This window comes from Bacillus sp. JJ1773 (assembly GCF_036962035.1).
Lineage (GTDB): Bacteria > Bacillota > Bacilli > Bacillales > Cytobacillaceae > Cytobacillus.
In genome coordinates, this window is record NZ_JBALNX010000044.1 from 79,824 (window position 1) to 100,947 (window position 21,124).

23 protein-coding genes are annotated in these 21,124 nt (G+C 39.6%); 6 read left to right on the forward strand and 17 right to left on the reverse strand.

Features of this window, described 5'->3' with window-relative positions:
• Positions 1-315: 315 nt before the first annotated feature.
• The 13 genes from xsc to ytkD form a co-directional block, all read right to left on the reverse strand.
• A complete protein-coding gene (xsc, locus tag V7127_RS13170; protein ID WP_335344388.1) occupies positions 316-2,085 on the reverse strand; it encodes a sulfoacetaldehyde acetyltransferase in 1,770 nt (589 codons plus the stop codon).
• A gap of 40 nt (positions 2,086-2,125) precedes the next feature.
• Positions 2,126-2,893, reverse strand: coding sequence for an SDR family NAD(P)-dependent oxidoreductase (locus V7127_RS13175; RefSeq protein ID WP_335344387.1), 768 nt, complete (start codon positions 2,891-2,893; stop codon positions 2,126-2,128).
• A 27-nt stretch (positions 2,894-2,920) separates the two neighbouring features.
• Positions 2,921-4,303 carry a dihydrolipoyl dehydrogenase gene (gene lpdA, locus V7127_RS13180; RefSeq protein ID WP_335486722.1) on the reverse strand — a complete coding sequence of 461 codons (1,383 nt, stop codon included), beginning with the start codon at positions 4,301-4,303 and terminating at the stop codon, positions 2,921-2,923.
• 10 nt (positions 4,304-4,313) lie between these two features.
• Complete coding sequence (locus tag V7127_RS13185) at positions 4,314-5,585, reverse strand: dihydrolipoamide acetyltransferase family protein (RefSeq protein ID WP_335486726.1); 1,272 nt, start codon at positions 5,583-5,585, stop codon at positions 4,314-4,316.
• 15 nt (positions 5,586-5,600) lie between these two features.
• Positions 5,601-6,584, reverse strand: a complete 984-nt coding sequence (locus V7127_RS13190) for an alpha-ketoacid dehydrogenase subunit beta (RefSeq protein WP_335344409.1) — start codon at positions 6,582-6,584, stop codon at positions 5,601-5,603.
• Positions 6,585-6,607: 23 nt separating this feature from the next.
• Entirely contained in the window at positions 6,608-7,588 is a 981-nt protein-coding gene (locus V7127_RS13195; protein WP_438824004.1) for a thiamine pyrophosphate-dependent dehydrogenase E1 component subunit alpha, read from the reverse strand.
• A gap of 79 nt (positions 7,589-7,667) precedes the next feature.
• On the reverse strand, positions 7,668-9,020 hold the full coding sequence (locus V7127_RS13200) for an MFS transporter (protein ID WP_335486729.1): 1,353 nt from the start codon (positions 9,018-9,020) through the stop codon (positions 7,668-7,670).
• A 53-nt stretch (positions 9,021-9,073) separates the two neighbouring features.
• Positions 9,074-9,862 (reverse strand): SDR family NAD(P)-dependent oxidoreductase, encoded by a 789-nt coding sequence (locus tag V7127_RS13205; RefSeq protein ID WP_335347455.1) that lies wholly within the window; start codon positions 9,860-9,862, stop codon positions 9,074-9,076.
• Positions 9,863-10,280: 418 nt separating this feature from the next.
• The gene (locus V7127_RS13210; protein ID WP_335347454.1) at positions 10,281-11,018 is read right to left on the reverse strand and encodes a GntR family transcriptional regulator; all 738 of its coding nucleotides are present in this window, start codon (positions 11,016-11,018) and stop codon (positions 10,281-10,283) included.
• A gap of 216 nt (positions 11,019-11,234) precedes the next feature.
• Positions 11,235-12,065 (reverse strand): transposase, encoded by an 831-nt coding sequence (locus V7127_RS25900; RefSeq protein WP_438824005.1) that lies wholly within the window; start codon positions 12,063-12,065, stop codon positions 11,235-11,237.
• A 3-nt stretch (positions 12,066-12,068) separates the two neighbouring features.
• On the reverse strand, positions 12,069-12,278 hold the full coding sequence (locus tag V7127_RS25905; protein WP_438824006.1) for a hypothetical protein: 210 nt from the start codon (positions 12,276-12,278) through the stop codon (positions 12,069-12,071).
• Between the two features lie 502 nt (positions 12,279-12,780).
• A complete protein-coding gene (locus tag V7127_RS13220) occupies positions 12,781-13,569 on the reverse strand; it encodes an AraC family transcriptional regulator (RefSeq protein WP_335486732.1) in 789 nt (262 codons plus the stop codon).
• A gap of 44 nt (positions 13,570-13,613) precedes the next feature.
• Positions 13,614-14,081, reverse strand: a complete 468-nt coding sequence (gene ytkD / locus V7127_RS13225) for an RNA deprotection pyrophosphohydrolase (protein WP_335353310.1) — start codon at positions 14,079-14,081, stop codon at positions 13,614-13,616.
• 159 nt (positions 14,082-14,240) lie between these two features.
• Between ytkD and V7127_RS13230 the strand changes: the two genes are divergently transcribed.
• Entirely contained in the window at positions 14,241-15,113 is an 873-nt protein-coding gene (locus V7127_RS13230) for a DUF6612 family protein (RefSeq protein WP_335486735.1), read from the forward strand.
• A 67-nt stretch (positions 15,114-15,180) separates the two neighbouring features.
• On the opposite strand, the gene V7127_RS13235 is transcribed toward V7127_RS13230, so the two are convergent.
• Entirely contained in the window at positions 15,181-15,510 is a 330-nt protein-coding gene (locus V7127_RS13235) for a hydrolase (RefSeq protein WP_438824007.1), read from the reverse strand.
• A gap of 245 nt (positions 15,511-15,755) precedes the next feature.
• Here V7127_RS13235 and V7127_RS13240 point away from each other — a divergent pair, with 245 nt between their 5' ends.
• Positions 15,756-16,013 carry a DUF6154 family protein gene (locus V7127_RS13240; RefSeq protein WP_335347458.1) on the forward strand — a complete coding sequence of 86 codons (258 nt, stop codon included), beginning with the start codon at positions 15,756-15,758 and terminating at the stop codon, positions 16,011-16,013.
• 232 nt (positions 16,014-16,245) lie between these two features.
• Positions 16,246-16,404, forward strand: coding sequence for a YtzI protein (gene ytzI / locus V7127_RS13245; protein ID WP_335347450.1), 159 nt, complete (start codon positions 16,246-16,248; stop codon positions 16,402-16,404).
• A gap of 85 nt (positions 16,405-16,489) precedes the next feature.
• Here the strand turns inward: ytzI and V7127_RS13250 are convergent, their stop codons facing one another.
• On the reverse strand, positions 16,490-16,963 hold the full coding sequence (locus tag V7127_RS13250; protein ID WP_335353308.1) for an S-ribosylhomocysteine lyase: 474 nt from the start codon (positions 16,961-16,963) through the stop codon (positions 16,490-16,492).
• 163 nt (positions 16,964-17,126) lie between these two features.
• On the opposite strand from V7127_RS13250, the gene yidD reads away from it, so the two are divergent.
• Positions 17,127-17,369, forward strand: coding sequence for a membrane protein insertion efficiency factor YidD (gene yidD / locus V7127_RS13255; RefSeq protein WP_335347448.1), 243 nt, complete (start codon positions 17,127-17,129; stop codon positions 17,367-17,369).
• 43 nt (positions 17,370-17,412) lie between these two features.
• Here yidD and V7127_RS13260 read toward each other — a convergent pair whose 3' ends face one another.
• Positions 17,413-17,988 carry a beta-class carbonic anhydrase gene (locus V7127_RS13260; RefSeq protein WP_335347447.1) on the reverse strand — a complete coding sequence of 192 codons (576 nt, stop codon included), beginning with the start codon at positions 17,986-17,988 and terminating at the stop codon, positions 17,413-17,415.
• Between the two features lie 200 nt (positions 17,989-18,188).
• Between V7127_RS13260 and V7127_RS13265 the strand changes: the two genes are divergently transcribed.
• Together V7127_RS13265 and V7127_RS13270 are read left to right on the forward strand one after the other, a co-directional pair.
• The gene (locus V7127_RS13265; protein WP_335486738.1) at positions 18,189-19,169 is read left to right on the forward strand and encodes a metal ABC transporter solute-binding protein, Zn/Mn family; all 981 of its coding nucleotides are present in this window, start codon (positions 18,189-18,191) and stop codon (positions 19,167-19,169) included.
• A gap of 141 nt (positions 19,170-19,310) precedes the next feature.
• Positions 19,311-19,469 (forward strand): DUF1540 domain-containing protein, encoded by a 159-nt coding sequence (locus V7127_RS13270; RefSeq protein WP_335347445.1) that lies wholly within the window; start codon positions 19,311-19,313, stop codon positions 19,467-19,469.
• Positions 19,470-19,520: 51 nt separating this feature from the next.
• Here the strand turns inward: V7127_RS13270 and V7127_RS13275 are convergent, their stop codons facing one another.
• Complete coding sequence (locus V7127_RS13275) at positions 19,521-20,981, reverse strand: o-succinylbenzoate--CoA ligase (RefSeq protein ID WP_335486777.1); 1,461 nt, start codon at positions 20,979-20,981, stop codon at positions 19,521-19,523.
• Positions 20,982-21,124 lie beyond the last annotated feature (143 nt).

Consider the following 21,124-nt stretch of genomic DNA (forward strand, 5'->3'; position numbering starts at 1 on the left):
CTTGACTTCATTGAATTTTCTTTATTTTACCATTATAAAAGAAAGTAATATTTAGATTAAATGGTTAAATGTTTGCACTTTTTAACAAAAATAACATAACAATCTTCGAAAAAATTGAAGAATGAGGAAACACGAGAACTGTCCCAAAGTTTCATAAAAAAACGGCCTCAGCCCATTGGAAATATAGGACTAAGGCCGTTTAATTCACTTTTTAATGTCCCCACTGACTACTTGACAGGAAACGTCCAATTCCCTTTTCCACAGAGTCTTCTATTTTGAAACGTGAGAACCGTCCCCATGTTCCTCCGTGTTCCTTTACCATTTCCGATAATCTAAATGAGCATATTTCGGTAAGAGGCGGGTTGGTAATTTCAGTGCGTCTTTTCTGAATGGTGGTGCTAGTTGGGTTCCGTCTACCTGAATATCAATAACAGTTGGCTTATTGGACTCAATAGCCTGTTGGACGGCTGGACCTATTTCCTCAGGTCGGTCAACATTAATTCCGACTGCGCCCATGGATCTAGCTACTTCAGCAAAATTAGGATTTTGAATATCAGCACCGACGAAACGGTTATTATAGAAATCTACTTGGTTCTTCTTCTCAGCACACCATGCATTATTGTTAAATACACAGGCGACCACTGGAATATTTTGCTCAACAGCCGTGCTGACTTCGTGCAAGCTCATGCCCCATGCACCATCACCAACAATTGCGACGACTGGGCTATTTGGATTTGCCAGCTTGGCACCTAATGCGGATGGATAAGCAAACCCTGTATTGCCAAAAGTTAAGGCAGCAATATGCTGGCGTCCGTGATTGAATTTCAAATAGGCATTTGCAGTGGACGAAACGTTACCAATATCGGTTGTAACGATTGCATTTTTTGGTAAAACTTTTGTTAATTCTAATAGCGCACGGCGCGGATTAATCGGATTGCCTTCTACCATCGCAAGATCGACTAATTCTTTTTCCCATTGTACTTTTTCCTCGGCAACCTTGCGAAGCCGCTCACGATTTGTTGCCAAATTTGGAGTCTTTTCCTTCAAACGCTTGCCGATTTCAACACCAGCTGCCTTCGCATCCCCGATAATACCCACTTCCACCGGATGAGTACGCGCAATATTACGTGGGTTAATATCCACTTGAATAATCTTTGCACCTTTTGGAAAATAATCAATATCATAGCATGGCAGTGTTCCGAAAACAGATAGACGGGTACCCAAGGCTAGCACTACATCAGCCTCTTTCAAAGTGTTCATCGCCGCTTTTGAGCCCATATACCCGATTGGTCCAACTCCTAACCCATGATTAGCCGGGAATGCGTCATTATGCATATAGGAAACAGCAACAGGTGCTGTTAGATGTTCGGCAATTTCCTTTACCGCTTCGATTCCGTCTGAATCCACAACACCACGACCGGAAATGATCACGGGATTTTTTGCTTGAGCCAATAATTCGACCGCTTTGTCGATCAGCTCTAAAGAGCCGCATCCTCTATTATCAACTCGATATTGGTGAGGCTCTAAAATAACATCTTCTACTTCGCCATAAAAATAGTCCCTTGGAATATCGAATAATACAGGCCCGCGTTCAGCGTAGGCAATACGGAATGCTGTCCTTAAACAATCAGCAACGCGGCTTGGATGGGTTACTCTCACTGTTTCTTTAGTAATCGATTTAAATACCGATACTTGGTCGCACTCCTGGAAACCGTCCCAACCGACAGTTGGGGTTCCGGCAGATGGCGAAATGACAATCATTGGTGTGTGTGCCTGATTTGCAGCGGCAACAGATGTCACCATGTTGGTAATTCCAGGTCCATTTTGGCCAATGACAACCCCTGCAACACCGCTAACTCTCGTATAGGCATCCGCCATATGGGCTGCACTTTGTTCGTGACGAACGCCAATGAAGCGGATTCCGGCATCTGGCAAAAGATCAAGCATATCCATGAAAGCAGATCCCAAAATACCCGAAATATGTGTTACCCCTTCAGCAACCAGTGTTTCTACAATTGCCTCACTAGGAGTCATTTTCACTTTTTTTGTTTTGAATTCTAGTAATTCCTTTTCTACTTTTGCCATCCTAAAGCACACCTTTCATTAATATATTAATAGTATTCAATTAATACATCACCATTCCGCCTGTAATATTAATCGCTTGCCCCGTCATGTAAGAAGAAGATTCAGATAGTAAAAATAGAACAACCTGGGAAACTTCCTCTGATGTACCCTCTCTTCCCAAGGGAACCCTTTTTAAACGCTCTTTTGCTGTTTCTTCAGGTGAAATCTGTTTGTTGGATATACCCTGGATCAGTGCCTGCTGCATAGGGGTTTCAATAATACCAGGACAAACGCAATTGACTCTGCAGCCATACGATGCAAGAGAATAGGCAAAACTTTTGGTGATGGCAATTACACTTGCTTTACTAGCATTATAGGGGGCAATATCTAAAGTTCTTGCTGTTTTCCCGGCAGCAGACGAAAAGTTAACAATAACGCCCTTTTTATTATTTTTTATCCAATAATCCCCTACACTTTGACACATGAAAAAGCATGCTTTTGCATTAACATCCATGACTAGATCCCAATTGCTCTCAGTCACTTCAAAGATATTTTCCATTCGAATAATTCCGGCAGTGTTTATTAAAAGATCAGGTCCTCCTTTAGTGATTGCCGCCTTCAAGATTTTTTCTCGATCTTCCCTTAAAGTTATGTCCCCTTGTACGAGAATCATATTTTTATCTTCCGGCAACATCCTGGCCAGTTTTTCTTCATCCAAATCTACTGCAATAATTATTGCACCCAATTTATATAAATCTAGTGCAACTGACAAACCAATTCCGCTTCCTGCACCAGTAATAATTGCCACCTGACCCTGGAAACTCATCATTAATCCACTCTCTTCCCTAAAGTTAGATTACTTATGAATCCCTTTCCCTAACCAGGATGCCGCTGCTTCAAATAGGCTTTCGGATAAAGAGGGATGCGGGTGAATCATATTGGCAAGTTCTTCAACAGTACCTTCCAAATGGATAAAGGCAGAAGCCTCAGAAATCATTTCTGTCACATGGGGTCCTATCATAACCACACCGAGAATTTCCCCATATTTCTCATCAGCAATAATTTTAACAAATCCCTCTTTTTCATCCATGGCTAAAGCTTTGCCATTTCCCCTAAAGTGATAGGTTTCTGTTTTAACAGAGTATCCCTGTTCCTTGGCTTCCATTTCGGATAAACCAACACTGGCAATTTCCGGGATTGTGTAAACGCAGCGTGGGACGACCCGATAATCGATTTTTCTTTCTATACTCGCCGCATTTTCAGCAGCAACAATTCCTTCCGCACTAGCTGCATGTGCAAGCTGCCAACCACCAATCAGGTCGCCCAAAGCATAAATCCCCGGAATACTAGTCTCCATCTGATGATTCACTTTAACAAATGGACCATCCATCTCTAACGGCAGTCCTTCTATCGCGGATAAATTTGGCCTCCTTCCCACTGCTACTAAAATCTCCTCCGCATAACAGCTTTCTATCACTCTATCTTTTGTTTCAATTATGATCGATTTCGTGTTATCTCTTTGTTCCAACCCTTTTACTTTCGTGCTTGTGAGGATGTTTACCCCCTTTTTCTTTAATTCCCTCTGTAAGACGGTCGATACTTCCTTAGATTCACTAGGTATAATGCAATCTGCCATTTCTATCATTGTTACTTGGACATTTAAACTGGAAAAAATGCAGGCAAATTCGACTCCAATTATGCCAGCCCCGATGATGGTGATGGACTTCGGCAATTGCGTCAAATCAAAAATTGTATCACTCGTATGGATTGGAACATGTTCAATTCCAGGAAACAAGGGAACGAAAGGAACAGATCCCGTTGCCAGAATGACCTTTTGGGCTTGAATTTCTTCCCGATGGTCGCCATTTTGCACAACCACCGTCAAATTAGAACCCACTGTTCCCCACCCCCGGTAATGCTCAATTTTCTCTGCCTTCAACAATGATTTAATACCCATTTGCAAATTCTTGATTACTTGATTTTTGCGATCCATCATCTTTTCAAAAGATAATCTTAGTTCTCCTGTTTCAATGCCCCAGCTTTTGGCCTGTTCTATTTGTTCAATTACTTCAGCGTGGCGTAATAAAGTTTTCGATGGAATACAACCTCTATTCAAACAGGTCCCGCCTAATTGATCACCCTCAACTAAGGCTACTGTGCATCCTAGCTTGGCGGCCCGAATCGCTGCAACATATCCGCCTGGGCCTCCACCAATTACGGCAACATCAAATTTTTTCATAAGCTTCTCCTTATACCAAAAGCTGATATGGATTCTCAAGCATTTCTTTTAGCTCAGTCAAAAATGCGGCTGCTGGCGCTCCGTCAATTACCCGATGATCAAATGCCAAGCTTAGCGAAACCATCGAACGGAGCTCAATTTTACCGTTAACTCCAACCACTTTCTCATGAATACGCCCTACCCCGAGGATGGCGGACTCCGGCTGGTTAATGATTGGGGTAAACGTATCCACGGCATACATGCCTAAATTACTAATAGTAAAGGTTCCACTCGCCATATCATCCGGCTGCAGCTTCCCATCACGGGTCAATCCACTTAATCGCTTACATTCCTTCGTTAATTCTGCCAGCCCCTTTTGGTCGGCAGTTTTTACTACAGGAACCAATAAGCCATCGGGAATCGAAACCGCTAACCCGATATTCACCTGTGAATGCAAAATGATTTCATCACCATTTAGGGAAGCATTTATTTTCGGATGTTTCCGTAAAGTTTGCGCTACTGTCTTCATGATAATTTCGGTATAAGATAAACGAAGATTTGTCTGTTTTTCAATGCCCGGTAATAGTTGCTTGCGCATCTCGATGACATTAGACATATCCACTTCCGTCATGATAGTGACATGAGGAGCGGTAAAGGCACTCTGAGCCATCCTCTGTGAGACAATTTTACGAATTCCCTGCACCTTAATACGTTCGGTTGCAGGAAGAGACGTTTCCAATTCATTTAATTTTTCAACGACATCACTGCGCAAAATTTTCCCATTTACACCCGAACCTTTTATCGAAGCCACGTCGATATTTTGATCTTTAGCGATTTTGCTGGCAAGTGGTGTTGGTTTCACAATTTTTTTAGTAAACTCCTCAACGTCTTTTCGTTGAATGCGGCCTTGCGGTCCAGTACCTTTTACATCTTCCAGGTTTACACCTCTAGATATCGCCAATTTTCTCGCTGCAGGAGTTCTTCTTACCTTTGGAAAATGTAATGTCGGCTCATCCTGGGGCAATAAACCTGTTTCTGAATAGACTGTGGAAAGCTCAACTTCACCTTCCTGCCCTATGTAGCCAATTATTTCGCCCACATTTGCCTCCTCGTCTTCTTGATAGATAATTTTAGTCAACACGCCGGCCGTATCGGCCTCTACTTCGATGTTTATTTTATCTGTCATAATCTCTACTAGAGGATCTCCAGAATCTACAGTTTCCCCTAATTGTTTAAGCCACTTCATAATCCTTCCGCTTTCCATCGTAGCTCCCAATTTCGGCATCAACACTTCTGTTGCCACGTAAAGATCCCTCCTTTATCGATGGTGTATGGTAGATCTTACTGCTTCTATAATATCCTCTACTTGGGGCACTGCTTTTTTCTCTAATATTGGATTATAGGGCATCGGTATCGGTAACCCGCCAAGCCTGACAATAGGTGCGTCTAAATAATCAAATGCATCGCTTTCCGCAATCATGCTGGCAATCTCTGCCCCGTATCCCCCTCTTTTTACCGCCTCATACACGACAACAACTCGACCCGTTTTTCTTACGGAGTTAATAATCGTTTCTTCATCTAGTGGAACCAATGTACGAGGATCAATTACCTCAGCGCTTATTCCCTCTTTTTCCAATAGACGGGCAGCTTCTAATGATTTGTGCACCATAATAGATGTGGCCACAATCGTTACGTCTGTTCCCTCTTTTTTGATATCTGCCTTTCCTAATGGGATTGAATAGACTTCCTCAGGGACATGTCCTTTCATACCATAAAGCAATTTATGTTCATAAAACATGACCGGATTATCATCATCCATGGCAGCTTTTAATAACCCTTTGGCATCATATGGAGTAGAAGGCTGAACAACCTTTAATCCCGGGATATGGGCCGTCCATGCTTCTAAACTTTGTGAATGCTGGGCGGCTAGACCGGCACCAGAGCCTCCGGGGGTACGAATGACAACAGGAACCTTGCCCTTTCCACCAAACATGTAGCGCAGTTTTGCCGCCTGATTGACGATATTATCCATTGCCACAGTAACGAAGTCGGAGAACTGCAGTTCGAGAATAGGACGCATACCTGTTACCGCAGCACCTACCGCACATCCGCTGATGGCTGCTTCCGATATTGGCGTACTCCGGACCCTTTCAGGTCCAAACTCCTCAAGCATACCGTTCGTTACACCGAATGCCCCCCCGTAAACCCCAATATCTTCACCAAGAATAAAGACATCGTTATTTTCCCTCATTTCTTGGCACATTGATTCTCTAATCGCTTCAACATAAGTCTTCTCTCTAATCATTCAAACCCCTCCAAATAGAATTATGCGTATACATCCTCTTCTAATGTTTCAAGTGAGGGCATTGGACTATTCACAGCAAATTGTATGGCTTCCTGCAACTCTATTTCTACCTGCTCTTTCATAGCTTGATAGTCTTTATCTGTTAAAATACCATCTTTTATTAAACGCTTTGTAAGCCTGGCAATCGGATCGAGATTTTTCCACTCTTTCTCTTCCTCACGGGTTCTATATTTCCGCGCATCGCTTTTGGAATGGCCACTCCAGCGATAAGTTTTTGCTTCAATCAGGCTAGGTCCTTCCCCTTTTCTTGCTCGTTCTACCGCTTCTTCCATGGCTTCGATGACATTCCATATATCATTTCCGTCAATGACCTTTCCAGAAATTCCATAGGAAGCAGCCCGGTCGGCAAGATTCTCGATTCTCACCATTTCTTTAATCGAACCCGACATTCCGTACTGGTTATTTTCGCAAAAGAAGATAACAGGTAGATCCCATATTGCCGCTAAATTCAATGCCTCATGAAAGGCACCTTCATTTGTTGCCCCATCACCAAAGAAACAAACTACCACATAATTTAGTTTTTTCATTTTAGCCGTCAAAGCAGCGCCTGTAGCAATTGGAAGACCCGCTGCAACAATCCCATTTGCACCTAGGTTCCCTATGTCCAAATCGGCAATGTGCATAGAACCTCCTTTCCCTTTACAATAGCCCGTTTCACGCCCCAACAATTCGGCCATCATCCGATTGATATCCGCTCCTTTAGCAATACAGTGCCCGTGTCCGCGATGGGTGCTGATAATTTTGTCCTCTTCCCCCAAGACAGCACATGCCCCTACAGCAGTTGCTTCCTGGCCGATACACAAATGCATCGTGCCGGGAATTTTTCCCTGCAGAAACAACTTCTCTACTTTTTCCTCAAAATTACGAATAACTTCCATTTGATAGAGTAATTCTACTAAGTTATGTGTTTTAGATTTATTTACATTTTGAATCGTTGTCAATTCCCTGCCTCCTTTGAAAATAGTGGGGAAATCCACCAACTCGATTCTCCCACCATTTTCACAATATTCTTAAATTTCTTTATAGACTTTCTCTTAATTCTGGATTAAGCTGATCAGGTCCATCAACGGCAACTATTTCATCTTCCTTCTCCGAAACATCCTTTTTGAATGTTTCTGGTGATAGATAGGTCGATACTAATGAAATTACACCGATTACCATCAAGATCCCGGCAATTGCCCATGGCGTACCACTTGCAGGGAGCAAGGAAGTCGCTACGAGTGGTGTTATTCCACCAATTATGGACGAAAGCTGATACGCTACGGAAATGCCGCTGTAACGAACCCGAGTCCCAAACATTTCGGCAAAGTATACTGCCTGGACGCTGAACATCAACATGGTACCAAACACCAATCCTAAAATGACAGCAAGATAAATGAGGGCTGGTACCTTCGTATTAAGCATCCAAAAGAAGGGGTAGGAAAACACAATCAGAAATGCCGGCCCCACCATGTAAACCCGTCGGCGTCCGATTCGATCTGATAACTTTCCAAATATAGGCATAAAGATAATTGCAATAGCTGAACCTAATAAAACACCATTTAACGCAATCGTTTTTGAAAGTCCTAAATAAGTGCCCACGTATGCGATGGCAAACGCGTTAAAAATATTCGACGAAACGGTTTCTCCAAGGCGGGCCCCAAAGGCTAATAGCAGGCTTTTCGGATAGGTCCGAAGCAGTTCGAAAAAGGGGATACGAGCTTCGGTTTTGGTTTCTTTTACTTTTTGGAAAGATGGTGTTTCGGCAATACTCAATCGAATAAACATACCAACAGCCAACATAATGATGCTTGCTAAAAACGGAATGCGCCAGCCCCATGACATAAATTGTTCTTCTGGAAGTAAGGTCAGTAAGGCAAAGGTTCCGGTTGACAACAATAGTCCAGCTGAGGCAGCCGACTGGGCAAAACCGCTCCATAGACCTCTTTGCTTACGTGGGGCATGCTCTATGACAATTAAAGCTGCTCCTGCATATTCCCCGCCCAATCCGAGCCCTTGCGCGAACCGCAAAGTAATCAAGATAATTGGTGCCCAAATCCCAATCGAATCGTAAGTTGGCAATGCTCCTATAAGGAATGTTCCAACACCCATGATCATAAGGGTGGTTATTAGGACTTTCTTTCTGCCGATTTTATCGCCAAAATGCCCAAAAATGATTCCGCCGATCGGTCTGGAAACGAACCCAACGGCAAAGGTACCGAATGAGGCAACCACCCCAATTACCGGGTCGATGTTGGGAAAGAATAATTTATTAAATACGAGAGCTGCTGCTGTTCCATATAGAAAAAAGTCATACCATTCTAATAACGAACCAATAAAGCTTGCAAAAGTAATCTTTCGTATATTGGATAAATTATGGGGGTTCTTACTCATGACCTTGGACTCCTCCTCAAATACTAATTAATGATGATAAAATTTTTTGGGGATTATAGTTGAAGTCTTGCTGTTAATTCAGGGTCTCCTGCTAAAAGTCCTCCGTCAACCGGAATCGCGGCCCCGGTAATATAGCTAGCATCGGACGAACATAAAAAGTCAACAACCGCTGCTATTTCTTCTGGTTCTCCAAAACGCCTCTGTGGTGTCCTCGTTACAACCCTCTCATGAAACATTGGGTCTTTCCATGTCCCAGATATCGGTGTTTTTACATAACCGGGGCAAACGGCATTAACCCGAATATTATGTTCTGCCCATTCAACAGCAAGGCATTGGGTAGCCTGAATAACAGCACCTTTGGAAGCAGAATATGAAATCAAATACTTCCCTCCGTAATGGGCCAAAACAGAAGCGAAGTTGACAATTGACCCGCCGCCTTCTTGAACCAAATACGGTTGAACTGCTTGACACATATACACCGTTCCATTTAGATTAATTTCCATCACCGATTTTAATTCTTCATCACTCACATCAACCGCTTCATTACGGCGATTGATTCCTGCTGCATTCACTAAAAAATCAATTCGCCCTAATGTCTTATAAATCTCACCCACAACCTGTTTCACATTTTCCTGATTGGCGACATCAGCCGAAAAGAAGTAAACGTCCTTCCCTTCCTCTCTAAGTGATTTTTCCAATGCCTCTCCTCTTTCTTGCGAAATATCGAGGATGGCCACTGTTTTTCCCTTTTCTAAAAACCGTTGAACAACAGCAAGCCCTAGACCAGAGGTACCTCCTGTTACTATGGCCACGGAATTACAAGGTACTGTCTGACTTTCCATAAAAATCCTCCTACCTTAAAAAAGATGGGGTCTTCACTAAAACTAAAGCGCTTTCAGGAATCGTCAATAACAATGCTCAAAACCCCTGCCCCCTTAAAAAGGATAATAGATTCATTAAACGAATGTTTAATAAATTCAATTCATAGGATAATAACTTATTGCCAATATCAATTCATTTTCAAATCAGCTATTGTATGTTGTACGGACATTATACTGTAAAAAAAAACATGACCCTTAACACATAGCATCACATCAACTATACAAAACAACTGACAGTTAATCTAATGAACGTTATAAAGGTTCATTTCACAAAATGTATGTTATCAGTACAACATAGGTCAAGGTGATATGTTTAACTAGATATTAATGAATATTCGGATAATTGTCAATATTTATTTCTTTTTTTTTTACTGGGGCACTAACTTTTCTTCGATCTTTTTAAATCAATGTTTAATTTGTATTGATCCCCTCGATAAATAATCCTCGCTACTTGAATCAGTTCATCCCGGTCAGAGTAGGTGACTCTGCTAATATTAAGTAATGGGTGACCAACTGAGATATTTAAATGCTTGGCCTCATTTTGTGTAGCCACCATGGCAGAGATTGACTGTTCCGCTCGTTCTAATGTAATACCCAGCTCTTGCTCGATGAAAGAATAAAATACTAGATTGTCGTTGTCTGCCATACGAATTCCAATTTCATAAGGAAAATAGGTAATCTCTAAAGCAATAGGCTCTCCATTAATCAGCCTCAGTCTTTCGATGAGGTATAAGTTATCTGTTTTAAGAATTTTACTGATTTCCGAATCTTCAACTTGTGAACTCTTAATCACTTTAGCCGTTGGGTTAAATCCCAACTCTTCCATTGTTTCCGAGAAACCATAAAGGTATCCCAACCAATCTTGAACAGGCTTTTTAGATACGAAAGTTCCCTTCCCCTGAATCCTTACAAGTAGTCCTTCTTGCACACACCCAGAAATGGCCTCCCGAATCGTAGCACGACTAACGGAAAACTCTTTCATTAAATCTAATTCTCCTGGAAGCATGTTTTGATAAACTCCGTCATTAATTCTCTGCCGCAATATTTTTCTAATTTGATAATGTAGAGGCTCACGATATAAACTAATGACCCTCTCCCCCTTCCTAATCCCCCACACAAAATTTTCTAATAAACATTGTACACTTAATATACCAATATTTAATTTAAAAATCTAGTATGGGTTAGACCCCTTTAAAACCTGAAAAGGCCGTGGCACACCTCACAAAAGAGTCATATCTTTTTTACCCTTTTTAGAATATTGAATCAATTTTATAATTCCTTATTTTAAAGAAACACAGCCCTATAGAATTTTGCTCTATATAATTTTTAATAATTATGCAACTTGTTTTTGATTACTTAAAGATGCATTAATTCGATCGGTAGCTAATTTCGAGGCATTATAAACCAGAGTAACCAAATCAAAGTGAACTTTAGCGCGTTTTCCAGTACGATAACGTACATTGTTTAGTTGAAAATATAGTTTGAGATAAGCATTTACACGCTCTACTGCTGTACGGCGTTTAAAGATTGTTTTCAAGCTTTTGATCCTCGAGCCGGTGCAGTATATTTTCTGAGATTCAGTCGTGATTTTAACTTTATACATCTTTTGACAAAGTCCTTGATTGGCCAAGGGACAATCTTTACATTCCTTTGGTCGTGTGTATTTGAGTGTTTCGTATTTTGTATCGAAACTATCATAGCGATACGAGTGTTCCCTAAAACAGGTAGGTGCGAAATGTTTATCAAAACCTACAGGATCAGGTTCATTACGCCGATTATAGGCAATCACTGATTGGTGTTCCATTCGGTGAACCTGTGTATAAATCGGTTCGTAATCATAGCCTGCGTCCATCGTTTCGTAACGTAGAGTTGAAAGTTGAAGACGCTCATGGATTCCTTTTAATAAAGGAATCGCTGCTTTTCCGTCATTCAAATTACCCGAAGAAAAAAGCGGTTGAAGAATATATTGACTTGTTGTTCCAACGGCTAAATGCGCCTTATAACCATACCAAAAAACGTTCTTCCCATCACTGTTTTTCTTAACTCCCCACTCTGGATTCTGGGGAATCTCGGCACGAAGTTGATCTAAGGGAACATCCAACTGATCTTCAATTTTCTTTTCAAAGAGAGGCTGATTGGCTTCACGCTCAGCTTTTTCAATCAAACATTATTCCCTTTCTTCCTTTGATTTACGCCCACGCTTCTTGGGTTCTGGTTTTGGTTTTTCCTCTTTCAGGGGTGCCTGATCTTTTGCTTCAAAGTGTGTCGCATCAATGGCAGCCGTGTCATCGGTGATAAAGCCTTCAGTAATGGCTTGATGTAGAAGCGATTCATTAGAATCTTCAAGAACGTTCGATTCACTAATGATTGTGACCATTCTTCAATAAGCCGCTTCAGATGGCACAGAATCAGATACCAAAAAGCCGCAGTCAAGTCGAAAAACCATATCATTGCTTAGTCGCTTCACCAAATCTTTAATAAAGGAAATACGTTCCGTTAATCGAGCAACTAGAGAGTAAATCATGGCTGCATAGCCATAGTTCAGTTCGACAGGTCTATCATAACGGGATTTCTTCGTTACCACAGCGAAGATTGGTTCAATGTCGATGGCAGAAAAAACAGCTTCAAACCGATGGGTAGGTTCTAAATTTTATAATTCTTGTAGGTCAAATAGGCTTCCTCGTCGTATTATAGTCATAGGGAGTATTCCTCCCGTCTCATAAGTTTGTGTGGTGCTTACTTATTTGCGACATTTGGGGAGGTACTCCTTTTTTAGTGCTTTAAAGCCTTGGACCTGTAAGGCTCAGAGTTTTGAAATTGATCCAATTAATAAAAAAACGTCAAGTTAGAGGACCTGACGTTTTTGAGTGATAGTATTCTTATCTAAGTTGTGAAGGTTTTTTACCTGTATATTTCTTAAATTGTCTGCTAAAAAAATGAAGGTCATTATATCCAAGTGCTTCTGCAACCTCTGTTACTGTCATTCCTGTATAGTGAAGTAAATGCTCTGCCCGTTCAATGCGTGCACGAATAATGTATGAACGCACCGTTTGGCCAATAATTTCTTTAAACTTTTGGGAGAAATATCGCGGTGAAAGATTGGCACGAGTTGACAAGCTTATTACTGAGTGTAAATCCCCTGGATGCTGACGGACATAATTTGCTATTTCTCGAATGGTTTCGAGAATACTGTGGCTTGCTGTTTCATGATAATCTAAATGCTCTATTTCTTCCCTTAGCAATTGAATCATTAATTGCTTTAAAATAAGCTTTGCCTCAATTTCAGCGCCAAATGATTGTACTAATAATAAGCGAACATAGCGAGTTAAAAGTGACTCAAAACAGATAGTATGTTCAACTATACGATAAGTATTCGGAAGCATTTCAGGAAACTCAAGCAGGTCAAAGTGAATATAGCTTAATACAAGTGGAAATTGAGGGTTATGCTCTGCAGCTGGCCTGTCTCCCGGCTTAAAAAGAAAACAGCTGCCTTTTTGAACCTGATACTTTTTATCATTAAGAATGACCGTTCCTTCCCCATTCCATATATAAAATAAATCGTAATTAGGAAGGGGAATATCTCTTCTTTTCCAGCGCCAATTGGGCTCGCAATGAATTGTAGCAAATACTGGCTTCAATACAAATTGTTCTGGATTCATATTCAGCATATTACTCCCCTTTCCATTTTCTTTTCTTTAATTAATCGCTCTCCTTACCGCATTTGCATCAGTTTCAATATACTTTGTTCAATCACTTTATCCTTCATGATGAAGCTAAATTGTGGGCCCCATCTTAATGTCAAAAGATCTCCCTCAATCAGTACTGGTCCTTTAGTTTCAAAGTAATGTTCTTTGCCATCCAGTTTATCTATGGATGCGTAAAAAATTGCTTTTACGAACGTACTCTTCGCATCAGAAACTTCATATTCTCCAATAAATTGCAGCTCTTTAATCGTTGCACCTGTTTCCTCAAGCACTTCTCTGCGCGCCGCTTCCTCAAGAGACTCACCTAGTTCCACTTTTCCCCCTGGAAATTCCATGCCCCTTTTTGAATGGTTGGTTAATAGCCATTTATCATTCATTTTACATATAACAAGAACATGCTCTGGCTTTTGATTAAATGAATGATTTTTAAAGGAAAGCTTCACTGTTCCGCCGTTAAAATCTTTAAATGTTTCCATTTTAAACCTCCACATTTTAATTAAATTATATCGCGAAATCGTTTCTGTTACTAATTTCATATTTCCTATGGATTATTATGTGAAAAAAGTATGAATCTTCATTTTATTGAAACCGCTGGCTAATTTTCCCGTATATAATAGGTGAATAACGAAAAGGGAGTGTCTATTTTGAAAAAAACATTATCCATTTTGACGGGCTTTCTATTGACTTTCATGCTTGCTGCATGTAATCAGACTGCTGAGCCTGTTAATGAATCTGCAAAGAATAGCAAAACACCTGCAGCTGCTGAAAAGCCATCCCAATTGACATTAGAAGAAGTTCTTGAAAAATCAACAGAGGCCTCTAATAATCTAGCAAGCTTCTCAGTAAAAATGAACTTGGATCAAGATATAACTTCCGATCAAGAAGAAATGAACTTGCAAACTCAGTCTGTCATTGAGATGAACGTTGTACAAGACCCAATGGCCTTCTATCAAAAAATGACGATGTCCTTAGGGGATACAGGTGAGGAATTTGAAACAGAGAGCTACTTTACTGAGGAAGGCATGTACTTTTATGAGCCTTCTGGGAAGCAGTGGATGAAGTTTCCACAAGAAATGACTGATGCATTCTTGCAAATGTCAGGTAAGCAAACGAATCCTGGAGAAGAGCTTAAGAAATTACAGCAGTTTGTGGAGGATTTCACTTTTGAGCAAGATTCAAAGAATTATATCTTAAATCTGAAAGCTTCTGGTGATAAATTTAATGACTTCATTAAAGAAACAGCTGCAGAGTCACTTCCTCCTGAAATGGCACAAGAGGATCTTATGAACAGCATGAAAATTAATGCCGTGGAATATAAATTTTTAATTGATAAAGAGTCATTTTTACCAGTTGCTCTAGATATGAATATGGAAATGGAGCTAACTGTAGAAGACCAAACCATTATCATGAATCAAAAAATGAACGGACAATATTCAAATCACAATAACATTGATGCCATTACTGTACCTCAGGAAGTAATTGATTCAGCCGTTGAAATGGCGATGTAATATGATTGTTATGCTAAGTGTCAGACCCAAGCACTCCAAGTGAAGGGTCTGACCTTCTTATGATCTATTAATTGTTTTGATCTTCGTCTAAAATCCCCATGCTTGCAATATGGCTTTTTGCTTCCTCATCTCCAAGCTGATAAATCATTCCATATACTTTTCTTAGTGTATCATCATACGCATCATTTTCTTTATCATTATGATATTCCATGAATGGAATATGGGCTCTGTAGAAGTTTTTCCATTCCATCGAATAATTGTTATCAAAAAATTCCCTTAATGAAATAATCTCTTCATCTGTTGCTTCTATTTTAAAATCCCAAGCCGAATCAGTTACACTTTTTGTAATTTCGCCAGTATTTACCTTTATATAATACGTTTTCTTCATTTCATCCAAAGTAGTCAGCCCCTTATGATAAAATAGCCGCAGGCGGGTGCCTTACGCTAATATTCATTCTTATCTTTTCCATATTCAGTTTAAAAATAATGCCGAAATGCATTATTCTTCTTAAAGTCACATATTATTCTCAAAAAGAAGGAACCTTAATGACAAATGGTGAATATTTTTTATCATCAAGGGGATTCAATAAGTATAAAATATAAGAAATAACAGTAAAAACAATTTAGGTTGGGGGTGTCATGATGAAAATCGTAGATGAACTGTATGAGCTTTATCGGCATAAGCTTACTGGTGATGAGGAAGATATTGATATGCTGACCTTCGCTTTTCTAGAGGAAATGAGCAGGGAAGATTTATTAAATATTATTCATGAATTAAATAATCAAGAGCTTTATGATCTGATGGGGCTTTATTTAATCGAAAGCTTAAAAGGAAAATTTGCAAGTGAAGACTATAGGCCACAGCGAAGCACCAATATTCAACATCGCAATATACACTGACTTATTTTTAATACATAATTCCACCAGGTAAATGAGAGCGTTTTCATTTATAAAAAGTAAAATGCAGTTGAGCGATTTGTTTATGCTCCCTGCTTTTATTTTTTTGCACAGGCTTTTCCCCATAGCAAATCCTTATTTTCTTGCGATTCGCTTCTCAGCAAATTTTTCGAATTCCCTTCCTCCTTCTCGTTGAATTTCATGTTAAACTAATTAAGAAGAGGGGGGATTTTTCATGATTACTGTTTTAGCCATATCGGTGATTATTGTTGCCATTGTTATTGTTTTGGCAGTTGTCACAACTTCTAAAGCTTATATGTTTAAGCACACAGTTGATTCTATAGATTCCATTCCCGCTGACCAAGAGGAATTGGAAAATAAGTCAGATAATTAATTTTCCTAAAAAATCTATTCTAATATAAAAAAGCTAAGAGTACACATAATCAGCAGCGTACACTTAGCTTTTTGTTTATCAATACTTATGCAAAAACCTGCTTCAAGTCTTCCTTCGATTGTTCAAGCCAAAAACGCATTAATCGTTTAGCTCCTTCTAAATCATGCAACTTTGCTTGGCCGCATTGCTTCTCATTGGCTGCAGGAATTTCAGTAATTTCAACCGCATCCTTCATTGTATCTTCCAGCAAATCAATGATTTCCTCTACAGTCGGCTCTCCGCTTACAACTAAATAATACCCTGTCTGGCAGCCCATAGGGGAAATATCAATAATATCAAAGTGATCATATTTCTCTGAATGCTTGCGAATATTAAAGGCAAGAAGATGTTCCAATGTATGGATAGCATCTGGCTTCATCGCCTGTTTATTCGGCTGGCAAAATCGTATATCGTATTTATTAACGACACCATCTGAACCGACCTTATGTACTCCACAATGTCTTACAAATGGTGCTTTTACAGCGTTATGATCCAATTCAAAGCTTTCTACTGAAGGCATCACAAATCACTCCTAAGCTATTTCTTCCATTGTAACTTATATTCCGAGTATATTCATCAATTTTATATAATATGCTTATTGCTTAAGTGCTGAAACCTTACTTTCGACAATTGCAATAGAATATGCTATCTTTTTATCAAAATGAAAGAATGGATTGTTGTTCATGTTGAAAAAAATATTGCTTGGCCTGATTCGATTTTACCAAATAGTCATTTCGCCATTAAAACCGCCCACATGCCGATTTTACCCTACATGCTCTCATTACGGCCTTGAAGCCGTCAAACGATTTGGTGCATTAAAGGGCGGCTGGCTTACAATAAAAAGAATTATGAAATGTCATCCTTTTCACCCGGGTGGCTTTGATCCCGTTCCGCAAAAGCAAGAGAAGACACTTTTTGAAAAATAAAACAACTTGTCACTTTTTCATGACAAGTTGTATAGGAGTTATTTTATAAAAATTTTATATCTTCGTAGCCGTTCACAACGACATCCAATTTACCTGTACGCGGTTCAATAACTAACCCATGTACAGGCACATCATTTGGCATTAACGGGTGTTTCTTTACCATCTTGACGCTGTGAGCAACACTTTCCTCGACATTATCGAAGCCTTTTAGCCACTCCTTAACATCCACACCAGAATAAGTAATCGTGTCAAGAGCCGCTTCTGACTTACCACGCTTTCTCATGCTTTCAAGGATATGATCGGGTTTCATTCCGCTCATACCGCAATCATGATGCCCAATAATTAAAACTTCCTCAGCTTGAAGCTCATAGACTGCTACGAGCAAGCTTCTCATAATACTCCCAAACGGATGGGTAACGAGCGCTCCCGCATTTTTAACAATTTTTACATCGCCATTTCGCAAATTCATCGCTCTTGGCAATAGTTCTACGAGGCGAGTATCCATACATGTTAATAATACCATGCGTTTATTGGGAAACTTAGTTGTCGTAAATTCTTCATACTGTTTTTCTTCTACAAATTGCTGATTAAAGGTTAAAATTTCATCAATTAATTTCATTTGATTTACACCTCAAAATTTTAATTCCATTTTAAGCATAACAAATAACTAATAACATAACCAAATATTTTTGATTGATTTTTATTTCTTTCTCTTGTAAAATTACATTTGTAATCGTAATGATTACGAATTGCGCAATATTAAAAATTTTTTTATAATACAAATCGTAACGAGTACGCTTTACTTTAAGGGGAGAAAACATGAAAAAGATATTTATTTTGTTCTTAATGCTTAGTTTGTTTTTAACAGGCTGTGCTGCTGGGGAAGAAGAAAAAGAAAAGAACAACGATACATTAACTGTTTATACGACTGTCTATCCTTTGCAATACTTTGCTGAACGGATTGGCGGAAAGTATGTTGAAACTAAAACAGTGTATCCTCCTGGGGCTGATGAACACTCATTTGAACCTACACAAAAGGATATGATGAAATTAGCTGATGCAGACTTATTTATTTTTATCGGCCTTGGCTTAGAGGGCTTTGTCGAAAAGGCAAAGGAAATTTTAAAAGGCGAAGACGTTCAAATGATCGCAGCCGGAGAAAATGTGCACTTGGATACAAATATCGAAAAAGATAGCGCTCATGAGGAAGAAGACCACCATGATGATGAAGGAAGCCATGAAGAAGAACACCAAGAAGATGATGGTCATAACCATGGAGACATTGATCCACATATATGGATTGATCCTATTTATGCAAAGGATCTAGCTGAAGCAACAAAAAATGGACTAATTGAAAAGATGCCAAAACACAAGGATGTCTTTAACGCGAATTATGATGAACTTATTAAAGAGCTCGATCAATTAAATAATGACTTTAAGACAATCGTTGATCAATCGAAGCATAAAGAAATAATTGTTTCGCATGCAGCATTTGGCTACTGGGAAAAGCGCTATGGGATCGAGCAAATCAGTGTTTCAGGCTTAAATTCGTCTAGTGAGCCTACACAAAAGCAGCTGGAGAAAATTATTACTGAAGCTAAAGAACATGATTTAAAATATGTATTCTTTGAACAAAATGTAAGCTCTAAATTAACGGAAATCATTCAGAAAGAGCTCGGTGCAGAGCCTCTATATTTACACAATCTATCTGTGCTAACAGAACATGATATTAACAATGATTCAACCTATTTTTCCATTATGAATGAAAATTTGAAGGCACTTGAAAAAGCACTAAATTAGCCATTCTCCCTCCATTTGGAGGGTTTTTCTTTTATTGTAATTCCTTCATATGGCAGGAATGAAGGAGAAGCCAGTTCCACAACCTAAATTAGGGTTACAAAAAAGGACCCTATTTTTTGAACTTAGAAGGAGTGGATCCTAATGGCAAAAGACGTTTTATGCGAAGTCAATAACTGTTCATTTTGGGAAAAAGGAAATAAATGTGCAGCAGAGCAGATTTATGTAGTCAGCCATAAGGGGAAAACAGCTGATAATAGTAAAGAAACCGATTGTAAAACATTTGAACCATCATTTGGATAACACTTTGCATTAAGAGGCGCAATCATTGGGAAGCGCCTCTTTCCTTTAATCTTACATTAATTTTCGCAGTTCTCTTCTTAAAATTTTTTTTGAGGCATTCCTAGGAATTTCATCAAGGAATAGGATTTTTTTCGGTATTTTATATTTCGCAAGCTTCTGCTGGCAAAATTCGCGAATTTCTTCAGCAGTAACTTCAATTACTTTAACAACAAAAGCAATCGGAACCTCTCCCCATTCCTCATCCTTCACACCAATGACTCCTGCATCCGAAATACTTGGGTGAGAAACAAGCACACTTTCAATTTCAGCAGGATATATATTTTCACCACCGGAAATAATTAAATCCGAGCGTCGATCCAACACATATAGAAATCCTTCTTGATCCAATGTGCCAATATCACCTGTTGACAACCAGCCATTGACAATCTTTTTCTTTGTTTCAACTTCTTTGTTTAAATATCCGCTCGTGACATTAGGTCCTTTCACTAGGATTTCCCCTGCCTCATTTGGTCCCGCTTCTTCTCCATCTGATCGAACAATTTTTAACTGTGACGGGAATAATACCTTCCCGGCTGAGCCTAGTTTACTCATGCTATACTCTGGAGAGAGAGTTACGATCTGGGAGGATGTTTCTGTCATGCCATATGTTTGGTAAACGGGTATTTGCTTATGTCTGCATTTTTCGAGTAAAGCTTTAGAGGCCGGGCCTCCCCCTAATAACATACAACGAAATTCTGAAGGCAGATGTTCATCTATTAGCTCTTCTTCAATCCGTGAAAGCATCGTACTGACAATGGACATTATCGTTACATGTTCAATTCGGATAGTTTGGATTGCCTCTGTTTCATCAAAGGCCTCCATAATCACCATCTTCATTCCGTATATGATGCTGCGCATTAGAATCGAATAGCCGCTAATATGAAATAACGGCACTGCGCACAGCCAGCAATCCTGCTCAGAAAGCCCAAGATTTAATGCTGAGCCAATTGCACTCCACCAATGATTGCCATATGTTTGAAGCACACCTTTTGGATGTCCTGTCGTTCCTGAAGTATACATAACTGTACATATATCGTTTAAATTTATTTCTTCAATCATACTCGGATTAGAAGCAGGGGAATTGAAAAGTGTCTCTTTTTCAATAATCGTTACACCTGAAAGAACCGGTTTCATTTGATTAACTGTATTAGAAAATTTCTCTTCAGTTAACAAAAAATCCGAATGCGAATCCTGCATTTGCCATGCTATTTCTGAAGGGGTCAAACGATTATTTAATATAACCGCCTTCACACCAAGCAAATGAAGGGCTAAATAAATGAAAACAGTGTCTACATGGCTACTGAGCAATACTCCGGCAAACTGTCCCTTTTGGGCTCCATACCCCGTTAATTGGCCAGCTATTGTATGAGCTTTTTCATAAGCTTCGGAAAAAGTATATGTTTTTCCTGCAAAATGATAAGCAGGTCTGTCTGGTGTTAAAAAAGCTCTCTTTATTAAAAAGTTCTGCATCATATCCATTATTACACCTCATATAAAAAGCATTAGACAAAACAGCCTGATGGCAAACCCATCAGGCTGTAAAAAAGAAATATTTTACGATTTCGAGTAATGTCCAGCTCCAGCGCCTACCCCCGAAGTACAGGACGTACTAGTGT